This is a genomic window from Kitasatospora sp. NPDC024654, from assembly GCF_055559155.1.
In genome coordinates this window covers 100884-113096 of record NZ_JBVHLF010000017.1, presented here as the reverse complement: position 1 = coordinate 113096, position 12213 = coordinate 100884, and the positions used below count along the sequence as shown (strand labels likewise).

At 74.4% G+C, this 12213-nt stretch carries 12 protein-coding genes and 1 riboswitch; of the genes, 5 read left to right on the top strand and 7 right to left on the bottom strand.

The genetic code is table 11. The features are described from left to right. Positions 1–730 precede the first annotated feature (730 nt). Complete coding sequence (locus ACZ38L_RS13480; RefSeq protein ID WP_465692326.1) at positions 731–1297, top strand: hypothetical protein; 567 nt, start codon at positions 731–733, stop codon at positions 1295–1297. A gap of 51 nt (positions 1298–1348) precedes the next feature. Here ACZ38L_RS13480 and ACZ38L_RS13475 read toward each other — a convergent pair whose 3' ends face one another. From ACZ38L_RS13475 to ACZ38L_RS13455, 5 genes are all read right to left on the bottom strand, one after another. Continuing rightward, a complete protein-coding gene (locus ACZ38L_RS13475) occupies positions 1349–2149 on the bottom strand; it encodes an HAD-IIA family hydrolase (protein WP_465692324.1) in 801 nt (266 codons plus the stop codon). Positions 2150–2163: 14 nt separating this feature from the next. Then, complete coding sequence (locus tag ACZ38L_RS13470; RefSeq protein WP_465692322.1) at positions 2164–2448, bottom strand: acylphosphatase; 285 nt, start codon at positions 2446–2448, stop codon at positions 2164–2166. 97 nt (positions 2449–2545) lie between these two features. Next, the gene (locus tag ACZ38L_RS13465) at positions 2546–3931 is read right to left on the bottom strand and encodes a TolB family protein (RefSeq protein WP_465692320.1); all 1386 of its coding nucleotides are present in this window, start codon (positions 3929–3931) and stop codon (positions 2546–2548) included. 156 nt (positions 3932–4087) lie between these two features. Next, entirely contained in the window at positions 4088–4573 is a 486-nt protein-coding gene (locus tag ACZ38L_RS13460; RefSeq protein ID WP_465692318.1) for an arsenate reductase/protein-tyrosine-phosphatase family protein, read from the bottom strand. 62 nt (positions 4574–4635) lie between these two features. Beyond that, complete coding sequence (locus tag ACZ38L_RS13455; RefSeq protein WP_465692316.1) at positions 4636–5376, bottom strand: polysaccharide deacetylase family protein; 741 nt, start codon at positions 5374–5376, stop codon at positions 4636–4638. A 138-nt stretch (positions 5377–5514) separates the two neighbouring features. Between ACZ38L_RS13455 and ACZ38L_RS13450 the strand changes: the two genes are divergently transcribed. From ACZ38L_RS13450 to ACZ38L_RS13440, 3 genes are all read left to right on the top strand, one after another. Then, complete coding sequence (locus tag ACZ38L_RS13450) at positions 5515–6165, top strand: class I SAM-dependent methyltransferase (RefSeq protein WP_465692314.1); 651 nt, start codon at positions 5515–5517, stop codon at positions 6163–6165. A 282-nt stretch (positions 6166–6447) separates the two neighbouring features. Beyond that, positions 6448–6626: riboswitch (M-box (ykoK) riboswitch) on the top strand. 318 nt (positions 6627–6944) lie between these two features. Continuing rightward, complete coding sequence (locus tag ACZ38L_RS13445) at positions 6945–7361, top strand: VOC family protein (protein WP_465692312.1); 417 nt, start codon at positions 6945–6947, stop codon at positions 7359–7361. 175 nt (positions 7362–7536) lie between these two features. Next, a complete protein-coding gene (locus ACZ38L_RS13440) occupies positions 7537–8628 on the top strand; it encodes a ferritin-like domain-containing protein (protein WP_465692310.1) in 1092 nt (363 codons plus the stop codon). Between the two features lie 10 nt (positions 8629–8638). Here ACZ38L_RS13440 and ACZ38L_RS13435 read toward each other — a convergent pair whose 3' ends face one another. Together ACZ38L_RS13435 and ACZ38L_RS13430 are read right to left on the bottom strand one after the other, a co-directional pair. Then, positions 8639–9415, bottom strand: a complete 777-nt coding sequence (locus ACZ38L_RS13435) for a thioesterase II family protein (RefSeq protein WP_465692308.1) — start codon at positions 9413–9415, stop codon at positions 8639–8641. A 129-nt stretch (positions 9416–9544) separates the two neighbouring features. Beyond that, positions 9545–10645, bottom strand: coding sequence for a carboxylate-amine ligase (locus ACZ38L_RS13430; protein ID WP_465692306.1), 1101 nt, complete (start codon positions 10643–10645; stop codon positions 9545–9547). 259 nt (positions 10646–10904) lie between these two features. On the opposite strand from ACZ38L_RS13430, the gene ACZ38L_RS13425 reads away from it, so the two are divergent. Further along, entirely contained in the window at positions 10905–12173 is a 1269-nt protein-coding gene (locus tag ACZ38L_RS13425) for a phenylacetate--CoA ligase family protein (protein WP_465692304.1), read from the top strand. Positions 12174–12213 lie beyond the last annotated feature (40 nt).

Here is a 12213-nt window from a genome sequence, read left to right as displayed (position 1 = left end):
CCGACAGGGGCCGGGCCACCCTGACACGGGTGGGCTCGGCCCCGGACCGCAACCGGCGCGTGCTCAACTCGTTGGGTGATCCGCACCGCGGATCGCCGACCCCAGGGCGGCGACCCGCAACGGACCACCCCAGGAACAGATCTGATGGAGAGTCAGCACCTGTGGCGGCCCGGGCGGGCGCAGCGGTCCGGCGCGGCCGAACCGGCCGACGGCTCGACCGCCGTGACGTCCACTGCCACCGGCGGTCTCGCCGAGGCCGAGGCGACCCTGATCGCGCACTACCGCCGCCTCACCCTGCTCGCCTACCTGGTGCTGCCGGCCGGGGTCGACCGCCACCACCGGGTGCTGGCGGCGCACACCGTGGTCCAGCACGCGCTCCCGGGGCGCGCGGCCCGCTGGCAAGCCGCCCGGCGCACCGAGCCGGCGCAAGCCACCGAGATGGCACGCCGGGGCACGGACGCCGCCGTCGGGCCCGCCGCCGATCCGGTGTACCGCCTGCTGCGCACCCGGGTCCTGCGCGGGGCGCTGACGGCCGCCCGGCGACGGGTGCCCCCGGGTCGCGCCACGGGTCTGGGGGCTGCGGCTCTTCCCGCCCACCGGCACCAGCGACGCGCTCGCACTGGACCACGCCCTCGCGCTGCTCTCCCCCGCCGGCCGCGCGGCGTACGCGCTGTGCGGGCCGGAGCGGCTGGAGCCCGACTCGGCGAGCGCGGTACTGACCGCCGCCGGGGTGGTCCCGGACGAGGTGCGGGCCGCGCTGGCCGAGGCCGAGTCGCTGCTGGCGACGTATCCGAGGGCCACCCATCCGGTCGAGGAGTACCCGTCCTTCGACCCCTGCACGGTCCGGCCTCAGCCGACGGTGACCGTCAAGACGCTGAACGCGTGGGCCTTCGCCGTGCAGTCACTTCCCGAGCAGGCCGGTGGCGCGACCTGGGTCTGCCTGCGGGCCGACCGCTGGAACGGCTCCGGCGCCGCCGCCACCGAACTCCTGCTGCCCGCGGCCCGTCCGGACGAGCCGGCCGTACGGACGGCCGGCGGCGAGGGCCCGGCGTGCGGCCGGACCGACCCGAACGCGGTGGCCTGGACCTGGTGGCCCTCCCCCGGCGGCCATGACTACCTGCTGGCCGCCGCCAGCCGCCCGATCGCCCGCCTGGACGTCCAGCCCCCGGCCGGGCCCTCCCCGTCGCCGAGCGGCCCGGCGGGCGCGACGGTGCTGGCCGTCCAGCGTCCCCGCGCGGCCGGCGTGCGGGTGAGCGGTGTCCTCCCGGACGGCAGCCGCGTCGGCCCGCTCTCCTGACCCCGTCAGGCGCGACGCCGTCAGACCCGACCCCGTCGGGCCGCGGTTCCGTCAGGCGGGCAGCCCGGCGAGCAGGTTCGGCAGGTCGGCGACCGAGTCGATGACGTGATCCGGTGTCCCGTCGGCGTCCCGGACCGCCTGCTCCCGGTACTTGCCGGTCCTGACCAGCACCCCGGTGATCCCGACGCGCTGGGCCGCGAGCACGTCGGACTCGACGTCGTCCCCCACCATCACGGTCCGGTCCGGCTCGGCACCCAGGTGGGCCAGGGCCGTGGCGAAGAACGCCCCGGCCGGCTTCCCGAGCACCTCGGCCCGCGTCCCCGTCGCCCGTTCCAGTCCGAGCAGGAACGCCCCGCTGTCGAGCTGCAGGCCCTGGTCGGTGCGCCAGTACAGGTTACGGTGCATGGCGACCAGCCGCGCGCCTCGTTGGAGGTGGCCGAAGGCGCGGTTGAGGGCCGGGTAGTCGAAGTCGGCACAGGCGCCGGCCCCGCCGACCAGGACCACCTCCACCTCCTCCCGGGTGTCCGCCTCGACCAGCCGCACACCGGCCAGATCGGCACTGATGTCACCGCAGTTGAGCAGCAGGCAGCGGGCGCCCGGGTGCTGCTCGGCCAGCCGGGCCGCGGTGACGGCGGGTGCGGTGAGGATGTCCTCGCTCCCGACCGGGAAGCCCGCCTCGGCGAGGGTGTTCGCGATCGACGCCCTGGTGCGCGCGGTGGTGTTGGTGAGCAGCGCGAACGGCAGGCCCGCCGCGCGCAGGCGCGTCAACGCGTCCACCGCCCCGGGGAGCGGCTGCCAGGACACCGTGAGCACACCGTCGATGTCGATCAGTGCCGCGCCGATCCGTGCCATCTCGCCCTCCGGCTTCACTGGCCGAGCCAGGTCGGCCGGATCTCGAAGCCCTGCAACCCCTCGAACTCCTCCTCGAAGACCCTGAGCCGGTCGACGATCGCCAGCTCGGGACCACGGCGCGCCCAGACCACCATCGTCCCGACGGCCTGCGCGGGTCCCTCGAACACGGCCTCGACCGTCCCGTCCGGCAGGTTCCGCACCCAGCCGGCCACTCCGAGCTCGACGGCCGTCCGGCGGCAGGTGTCCCGGAAGAACACGCCTTGCACCTCGCCGGAGACGATCACTCGGTTACGGATCATTGCTGCCTCACCGTCGGACGCGTACGACTCACCGTAACGGCCCTCCCCTACCGGAGCCATCCGGCGGCACCCGGTCGGGGCACGGTTCCGGTGGGGGTCACTGCCGGGGCGGGTAGAGCGCGAAGACGTCCTCCTGCTGGTCGGTGTCGCCGGGCACGAGGGCGCTGTCGGCCGCGCCGAACAGCAGGGTGCTCCCCGTCGCGTCGACGGCCCCCGCCTGCTCGTCGACCGGGACCGGCGAGCCGTCGGCGGTCAGCGCGAGGCGTTCGGTCCGGCCGGTGCGCAGGTCGCGACGGAAGATGCCGACGGTCTGCCGGCCCCCGCCGGGCAGCAGGTTGTCCGCCTGGGAGCTGAAGTAGACCCAGCGGTCGTCCGCGGTCATCCCGATCAGCCGCGAGGACTGGTCACCGGGGGTGCCGTCGGGGGCCGTGCTGACCACCGTGGTGGCACCGCGGTCCAGGTCGCGCACCATCACCTGGCTCGGCGCCGCGAAGTCGTCGCCGAGGGACGTGAACACCGCGTAGCGGCCGTCGGGGCTGAGCGCTCCGGCCTCGACGGCCGCGGTGCCGCCGTCGGGTTGGACGCTCGCGAGGCTGGTCCGGCCGGTGCGCAGGTCGTGCAGGTAGAGCGGGTAGAAGCGGGGCTTGTGCGGGATGGCGTCCAGGTTCGCCGCGGCGGGCTCGAGCCCGGGCGGGGCGGGCTCGGCGACCGGGTCGAAGCCGCCGTCGCGGGAGATGCCGCCGTCGCGGGAGACGAACAGCACCCGCGAGCCGTCCGCGCTGAGCGCCGGTTGGAAGGAGCCGGCCGCGGTCTGGGCGCCGTCGCTGGCGACGTCGACCCGCGTGGTGGTGCCGGTGCGGCGGTCGAAGACGAAGACGTCCGCGGCCTGGTTGGTGTCCCCCGGTACCAGGTCGGCGCGGTTCGAGCCGAACGCGACATAGCGACCGTCCGCGCTGATGACCGGTTCGAAACTGTCACCGACCTGCGGCCGACCGCGGTCCCCGACACTGATCAGCTCGGTGTGACGGGTCCACAGGTCGCGCACGAAGACGTTGTCGACGCCCTTGGTGGTCCCCGGCACCAGGTTGTCGGCGGCCGAGGAGAAGGTGACGTAGCGACCGTCCGCGCTGATCCCGCCGGCGTCCGAGTAACTGTCGGCCTGGGCACCCGTGTTGCTCACGTTCACCCGCTCGACCCAGCTGCTCCGCAGGTCGCGGACGAAGACGTCAGCGAGGCCGTTGGTGTCCCCCGGCACCAGGTTGTCGGCTTCCGAGGTGAAGAGCGCGTAGCGGCCGTCGGCGCTGAGCGCGACCGGGTGCGATCCCCCGTCGGGCTGGGCGCCGTCGGGCGCCAGGCTGACCCGCACGACGACGGGCGGCGGCACGGCGGCGACGGCGGGCACTGCGGCGGCCACCGTGAGCACGGCGGTCACGGCGCAGGTGCCGGCGGCGGTCAGGATCCTGGTACGGCGTGGTCCGAGCATGGTCTCCCCTCCCGGGACGGACGCCACGAGCCAACAGCCACCCGTACGGGCCGTCAACCGATGCACCGACATTGGCGGGTTACCTCCCACCGGCAGCCGCACCAGCGCTCCGGTCGGTCCGGCGGTCAGGTCGCGGACCGAGGTGGCACCCGCTCCCTACGGCCGGGCGGCGACAGCGCGGAGGTGGGCGAGCAGGGCGGGAAGCGCGGCTTCGAGGGCCGCGCGGGTTCGCCGGTAGTCGGCCGGCGTGCCGTCGAAGGGGTCGGGAACCTCGGTCCCGGGGGCGGCGGTCGGGTCGAAGGCGGTCAGCAGGGCCGACCGTGGTCCGGCGCCGGTGGGCAGGAGGGCGGCCAGTCGGTCGCGGTGCTCGCGGGTCATGGCGAACACGAGGTCGCTGGCGGCGAGCGTTTCGGGTTCGACCGGAGTGGCCCGGTGCGTCGCCGTCGCGGGGTCGAGGCCGAGTGCGGCCACCGCGCGCGGGTCCATCGGGGTGCCGGCTTCGGCGGCCAGGCCCGCGCTGCCGATGAGCGTGCCGTGCGCGAGTCCGGCCGCCGACACGGCCCGGTGGAGCAGGTGTTCGGCCATCGCGGAACGGCAGGTGTTGCCGGTGCAGACGAACAGCACGTGGTAGGGGGCGGGCACGGACGGCTCCATCGTCCTCGGACGGCTCGGGGAGACGAGCCTATCCGGGCCGGGACGACGGATCAGCCGTCCAGCAGGGTGCGCAGGTCGACCAACTGGTAGCCCCGGGCCCGGACGGCGTCGATGATCAGCGGCAGCGCCTCGGCGTCGAGGTCGGTGGGCCCGGCCTCACCGCTCTCGTCGACGCCGACGTGCATCTCGACGATCTCCCCCGGTGCCAGCGCGGCCATCACCCGGTCGACCGCCTTCCGCACGGTCATCCCGCCGGGCGTGCCGAGGTAGCCGTCGGTGTCGGCGGAGAACTCGATGTCCGCGAAGCCCAGCGCGTTGACCGCGGCGATGCCCTGCGGGGTGGTGGCGCTGTAGGGGAAGCGGAAGAACGGCAACGGCGCCACGCCGGTGGCCGCCCGGATCGCCCGGTCGGCCCGCAGGACCTCCTGCTGGGCCTGGTCGGCGGTGAGACGGTCGAACAGCGGGTGGCTGTACGAGTGGTTGCCGATGCCGTGCTCGGCCGCCATGGCCCGGGCGGCGGCGGGGTGGCGCTCGGCGAACCGCCCGGTGAGGAAGAAGTCGGCGGGCGCGTCGCGCTGCCGCAGCGTCGCCAGCACCTCGGGCACCCCGGTCTCGTCCCAGGCGGCGTTGAAGGTCAGCGCGACCTCCCGGCGGTCGGTGGGCATCCGCCGGTTCTCGCTCCCGAACAGCCGCCCGAGCGGCGCTCGCGGCGGCGACCCGCTGGCCGCGGCGGCGGGCACGCCGAGCACGGCGACAGCGAGGAGGGCGACGGCGGCGGCGAAGCGGTTCACGCCCGATCAACGCCCGCCACCCACGGGAGGTCACTCGCCTCATTTGCCGTTCCGGCAAGGAACTTTGCCAATTGGCCGCCGGCTGTCGCACGCTCGCCGAAAGGCGCCAGCCAACCAACCCGACCGAGGAGACGACCGATGACCGACACCTCGCCACAGAGCACCGCCTACGAGTACTGGGAGGAGTTCTACCGCGACCGCGAGAGCCCGTGGGGCCGGGTCCGCAAGCCCAACGAGCCGCTGGTCCGGGAGGTCGGCGAGCTGACCCCCGGCACCGCGCTGGACCTCGGGTGCTCCGAGGGCACCGACGCGATCTGGCTGGCCGACCGGGGCTGGCGGGTCACCGCCGTCGACGTCTCGGCGACCGCGCTCCGCCGGGCCGCCGCCAACGCGGCCCACGCCGGGGTCGCCGAGCGGATCGACTGGCAGCGGCACGACCTGTCGCAGTCGTTCCCCGCCGGCCGCTTCGACCTGGTGTCCGCCCAGTTCCTGCACTCCCCGGTCGAGCTGGAGGGCGAACGGACGGCCATCCTGCGCCGGGCGGCCGAGGCCGTGGCACCGGGCGGGGTACTGCTGATCGTCGGTCACGCGGGCTGGCCCTCGTGGCAGCACACCCCGCACTTCGACTACCACTTCCCCACCACCGCGGAGGTCCTCGACTCGCTCGACCTCGCGCCGGGACGGTGGCGGGTCGAGCGCGACGAGCTGTTCATCCGCGAGCTGAGCGACCCGGACGGCCTGCCCGGCACCCGTGAGGACAACGTCCTGCGGTTGCGCCACACCGCGTAGCGGCGACCAATCAGGCGACGGCCGGGAACCCGGTGCCGGTGAGCCCGGCCGCGACGTCCCCCAGCGCCCGGGCGGCCGCCGGGTCCGGCGCGGCCCGGGACGGACGGTCCGCGCCGCGCAGCAGCTGGGAGGGGAGCCCGAGCAGGCGGGTCGGTGAGGGGCGGACGGGCCGAGGTGGTCGGCCGGCGCCCGCGGCCGGCCGGCATCACCTCCCAACGTCAAGCGTCGGCAAAATGGTCAACCCGGTCGCCCGGCGGCAGCTAGGCTTGCCGAGGTTTGCAGAAGGCACCTCGTTCGGTGAGGCGTCTGCACGGACACAGGCCACTGACCCCACGACGTCGAGAGACGCCCAGGTTCAGGACAGATCTTCCCGGCTTAAGGGTTGATCCCAAGTGGCTTCCAGTCCTTCGGGCTTGGATCACGCCGTGCAGTGCCAAAGCTCTGACGGGTTGGGGTGATCCGGCGGCTCGGGCGCGCCGGTGAGCTCCTTGCCGAGTCGATGACGCACCGAAGACGGTTCGTCCGGCCGGGAGGAGGCGAGAGACATGGATTGCAGTAGTCCGGGCCACCGTGGCCCCCACCCCCGCCTGTCGTCGCCCCTCCCCGCCCTGCGATAACGACCCCACCAACACGGAATTCTGACTCAGCATCAGTTTATCGGCCCGCGCCGACGTGGATCACCCGTCGGGCGGCGCGCCGCCGTGTGCACCCGACTCCCCACCGTCACCCGGGAGTTCGGGCGGCCCACCATGACCACCACCACCGAGAGGAGGCCGTCTGTGATCACGGCCCTCGACCACGTCCAGCTCAGCGCACCGCCCGGCAGCGAAGCACTGCTCCGGGCCTTCTACTGCGACATCCTGCAACTGGCCGAGATCCCGAAGCCGGCGCCGCTGACCGACCGGGGTGGCTGCTGGTTCGCGGCCGACGGCGGCCGGGTCCGGCTCTACCTGGGGATCGAGGAGCGTTTCCGGCCCACCACCAAGGTTCACCCCGGACTGGTGGTCAGCGCGATCGACGACTTCGCGACGCGCCTGGCGGATCTCGGTGCGTTGGTGGTCTGGGACGAGAGCCTGCCGCCGCACCGCCGCTTCTACACCCAGGACCCGGTCGGCAACCTGCTGGAGTTCGTTGAATCCGTTCCCGAGTGCCGGCCGGCACCGGACCAGGTCCTGCTCGCCGGACGGCACGGCTGAGCCTCCCGGGTGGTGACCGGCGGGTGTCCCGGTGGCGGCGCCGGCTCGGCGGCCGATCCGCTGGTAGCTTCGCCAGCCGTTGCCAGGCAGCCGAGCGGCCCGCGGCCGAAGGACCGAGGCCGGTCGCCCAAGGACGGAGGCAGATGTGATCGATGAGAGCCGACGGGTTCCCCCTTTGAGCCGCAGGGACTTCCTCGCCTCGGCCGGCCTGGCCGCGGCCGGGCCGGCCGTGGTCGCGCCGCCCGCGGCGGCCGCACCCACCGCGCCACCCGGCGCGACCGCCGTCGGAGCGGTCGCGCGGCTGCTGGCGGTGCCCGGCAACCGGCGTGACGTCCAGTGGATCAGGGCGGCGCTCCAGGTCGCGGTGGAGCTGGAGTTCGCCACCATCCCGCCGTACCTCTGCGCCTGGTGGTCCGTCAGGGATCGTGGCCACCAGGCGGCCCGGCTGATCCGCCGCATCGTGAACGACGAGATGTACCACATGGGCCTGGCCTGCAACCTGCTGGTGGCGGTGGGCGGCCGGCCCCGGATCGCCGACGCCGTGCCCTCGTACCCCGGCCCGCTCCCGGGCGGGGTCCGGCCCGGACTGGTCGTCCACCTCTCCGGGCTCACCAAGGAGTACGTGCACGAGGTGCTGATGGGCATCGAGACCCCGGAGACCCCGCTCGCCCGGATGGCGGCCGGACCGCCGACCATCGGCGCCTTCTACACCGCGCTGCTGGAGGCGTTCCGCGACGTCCGGCCCGAACTCTCGGCCGAGGGCCAGCTGGCCGACCGGATCGGCCCGGACCGGCTGCTCCCGGTGGAGAGCTTGGACGACGTCGAGCAGGCGATCGAGATCATCAAGGAGCAGGGCGAGGGCACCTCCGAGTCGCCCGACAGCCGGTTCGGCTCCGAGACCCCGGCCCACTACTACGCGTTCGGCGAGATCTACCACGAGCACCGGCTGCGGCGGGTCGACGGCGTCTGGGGGTTCACCGGCGAGCGGGTGCCCTTCCCCGAGGTCAACCCGATGGGCTCGGTCCCGGCGGGCGGCTGGACCGCCCCGCCGCCCGAGGCCGAGCGGCTGCTCCGCCGGTTCGACGCCATCTTCACCGAAATGCTGCGCCGGTTGGAGGCCGCCTGGACGGCCGGCGACCCGGGCACGCTGCGCGCCGCCGTGCACGCCATGCGGGCGATGGAGGGCCCGGCGCTCAGCCTGATGGAGATTCCGCTGCCCGACGGGGAAGGCGTCTACGGCCCGCAGTTCCGCCCGGTCACGACGTAGCGGGTGCCGCTCAGGCCGGTGTGGCGGCCAGGTCGGCGGCGATGGCGGCCAGCACCCGCGGTCCCGCCTCCCCGGTCAGGAAGAAGTGCCCGCCGGGGAACATCCGCACCGAGCACTCCGCCCGGCTGACGGCGGACCAGGCCGCCAGGCCGTCCCGGTCCATCCGGTCCTCCTCCCCGCCGAAGACCGAGAGCGGACACTCCAGCCGCCCGCCCGCGGGCGGCTGGAAGGAGTCGACGATCCGGTAGTCGGACCGCAGCACCGGCAGGACCAGCTCCAGCAGCTCCGGCATCGCCAGCACCTCCTCCGGGGTGCCGCCGTTGCGCCGCAGCTCCTCCACCAGCCGCTGGTCGCTCCAGGTCAGGCGCTCCGGCACGGTCCGCCAGGCCCCGGGTCCCTCGCAGCCGCTGAGCAGCAGCCGGGACGGCCCGCACAGGCCGGCCCGTTGGGCCGCCAGGGCCACCCCGTAGCCGAGCAGCGCGCCCATGCTGTGCCCGAAGACCGCGTACGGGCGGGAGAACAGCGGGGCCAGCCCCTCGAAGGCGGCCGCCACCGCGGTCGGGTAGTCCGTCAACCGCTCCTCCCCCAGCCGGGTCTCCCGCCCGGGCAGCTGCACCGCGACCAGCTCGACCTCCTCCGGTAGGCCGCTCGCCCAGGAGCGGTACATCGACGGGCCGGCCCCGGCGGCGTGGAAGCAGATCAGCCGCAGCCGGGCGGCCGGCCGCGGTTCGGGGATGCGGGCCCACCCCGCGGCGACGGTGGAGGGGGCGGGGAAGCGGGTGGACATGAGGGCCTCTCAGCTCGCAGGGGTCGGACCGTCGGACCGCGCGCGCCGTGGAGCCCGGGGCCGCGCGATCGGGCTCCACGGTATCCGGCGGCCGATCGGCCGCTGCCACCCGCACCGGGCCGGCACCCGTCAGGCCGGCTCCTCCGGCAGGGTGAGCAGGTCCACCACGTCCCGCAGTTCACCGCGCCACCGGAAGGCCGCGCGCTGCCGCGTGGCGCCGTCCCCCGTGGCGCGCAGCCGCTCCCACAGCTCGGCCACCCGCTGCTCGTCCCCCGCCGCGGCCAGCCCCGGCGCGGCCCGGTCCATCAGCCGCTCGACCGCCTCGTCGGCCGGCAGCAGCGTGCCGGTCACCGGGTCCAGCGCGCTCCCGCGCAGCCCGTCCTTGGCGGCGAGCCAGTGCGCCGCCCGGAGCACCGGCTCGACCAGGACGGGTGCGGCCACCCCGCGGCGGATCTCGGCCAGCAGCACCACGGCCAGCCCGCGCAGCAGGCCGGCCAGCAGCAGCACGGTGTCCGGGTCGGAATTGACGTCGGCGACCCGGATCTCCAGGGTCGGCACGTGCTCGGAGGGCCGGGCGTACCAGTAGACCATCCGACGGTCGATCAGCATCCTGGACCGGACCAGGGTGTCCACCAGCGCGTCGTAGGCCGCCGCGTCGGGCACCAGCGGGGTCGGTCCGGCCTCCGGCCAGTTCCCCCAGCGCATCACCCGCCAGCTCGCGTAGCCGCTGTCCCGGCCCCGGAAGTAGGGCGAGTTGGCGGTGAGCGCCTGCAGGGTCGGCAGCCAGGGCCGCAGGTGTCCGGCCAACCGGACGGCCTCGTCCCGGTCGGCGACCCCGAGGTGAATGTGGCAGCCGCAGACGGCGGCGCCCTGGTCGCCGATGACGAGCGGCGAGAACTGCGCCGCCAGCCGCAGGTAGCGGTCCTGCTCGCTGACCTCGGGCAGCACCGGCGGGGGCAGCAGGATCGTCCCGGAGGCCACCACCCGGCAGCCCGCCTCGCGGGCCGCGGCGACCACACCGGCGCGCACCCGGCGCAGTTCGGCGGCCAGCTCCGTCAGGGTGAGCACCGGCCTGGTCCGGATCTCCACCATGGTCGGGAAGAGCTCGACGGTGACCCCGTCGCCCAGCAGGTCTCTGGCTCGCTTGACGACGACCGGCGCGCATGCCGTCAATGCCCGGCTCGTGTGGTCGGCGAGGAAGAACTCCTCCTCCACGCCGAGGCTGAGCACCTCGTCCGTCCTCAGAGCAGCCCGACCGGTCAGGACCCCTCCCCTCAGCGGGGCGGCCGGCCGCCGCCCACGTCCCCCGTTTCTACCCAGCCGGCCCGCGGGCCGCCCGCCGCCGCGCCCGACGGCCCGCCCGAACGGACCATCGCACCCCACCCGGTCGGCGATCCACCACCAGGCTCACGCGGGGTCAGGCCGGCCATCGAGCGAGTGGATGATATGTCTAAGATAGTCATCAAATCCCACAGTTAGGTTGCCTCTGATGACTTTTGATCAGGTATCAGAACTGATACGGCACGTCCGCACCCACTCGCCCTTCTACCGCGAGCTCTACGCCGACCTGCCCGAGGACGTCGCCGACCTCACCGCGCTCCCACTGACCGAGCACACCGCCTACTGGGCCGCCCACGACGCCGAGCCGAGCCGGGTAGTCACCGGCCCGCACCAGGACGGCCTGCTCTTCAAGACCGGTGGCACCACCGGCACCCCGCGACTGTCGCTGTACACCCGCGACGAGTGGCGCCGGATGAGCCGCTGCTTCGGCGCCGGCCTGCCCGCCGCCGGGCTGCGCCCGGGTGACCGGGTGGCCAACCTCTTCTACGCGGGCGAGCTCTACTCCAGCTTCGTCTTCACCCTGAACGCCCTGCAGGACGCCGAGGTCCCCACCGTCCAGCTGCCGATCGGCGGCGCCGCGCCGCTCGACTTCACCGTGCCGGCGCTGCGCGATCTCGGTGCCACGGTGATCGCCGCACCGCCCACCTCGCTCTGCCGGCTGGCGGGCCAGGTGCTCGACACGGTCGGCACGCTGCCGCTGGTGCGGATCGCGCTGTTCGCCGGCGAGGCCTGCTACGGCGACCAACTGGCCATGCTGGCACGGGCGTTCCCGAACGCCGAGGTGCGCTCGATCGGCTACGCCAGCGTGGACGCGGGCATCCTGGCCGGCCCGGTGGCCGGCGAGACCGACAACCGGGTGCACGAGGTGTTCACCACCGACAAGGTGGTCGAGCTGCTCGACCCGGAGACCGGACAGCCGATCGAGGAGGAGGGCCGCCCGGGCCGGGTGGTCGCCACCGACCTGACCCGCCGCCTGATGCCGGTGATCCGTTACCCGGTGGGCGACCTGGCCGAGTGGGTGGACTTCCCGCGCCGGCGATTCCGGCTGCTGGGCCGCTCGGACGAGGCCGCCCGGGTCGGCGTGGTCACCGTCTACCTGGAGGACCTGCGGACCCTGGTCGCGGAGACCGACCGGAACGGGCTGGTGGGCAACCTCCAGGTGGTGCTGCGACACCACGACGGCCTGGACCAGCTGGTGTTGCGGCTGGCCGGCCCGGTCGGCGGTGACCCGGACGAACGGGCCAAGCTGGCGGACGAGTTGGCCGGCCGACTGGCCGAGCTGCGGCCGATGTTCGGCAGCCACGTGACCAAGCGCCTGATCCACCCGCTGGCCGTGGAGTGGACCGGCCCGGACGGCCTGCTGGTCAACCCGCGGACCGGCAAGCTGGTCCGACTGCTCGACCAGCGGATGGACTGACCGGCCGACGCGCCCTGGGCGGCGGCCCCCGGAAACCCCG

Bases quoted from the DNA above. Each gene is read 5' to 3' on its own strand.
- ACZ38L_RS13435 (WP_465692308.1), bottom strand. From the start codon at position 9,415: ATGTCCACCCGCTTCCCCGCCCCCTCCACCGTCGCCGCGGGGTGGGCC.
- ACZ38L_RS13475 (WP_465692324.1), bottom strand. From the start codon at position 2,149: ATGGCACGGATCGGCGCGGCACTGATCGACATCGACGGTGTGCTCACG.
- ACZ38L_RS13470 (WP_465692322.1), bottom strand. From the start codon at position 2,448: ATGATCCGTAACCGAGTGATCGTCTCCGGCGAGGTGCAAGGCGTGTTC.
- ACZ38L_RS13450 (WP_465692314.1), top strand. From the start codon at position 5,515: ATGACCGACACCTCGCCACAGAGCACCGCCTACGAGTACTGGGAGGAG.
- ACZ38L_RS13465 (WP_465692320.1), bottom strand. From the start codon at position 3,931: ATGCTCGGACCACGCCGTACCAGGATCCTGACCGCCGCCGGCACCTGC.
- ACZ38L_RS13425 (WP_465692304.1), top strand. From the start codon at position 10,905: ATGACTTTTGATCAGGTATCAGAACTGATACGGCACGTCCGCACCCAC.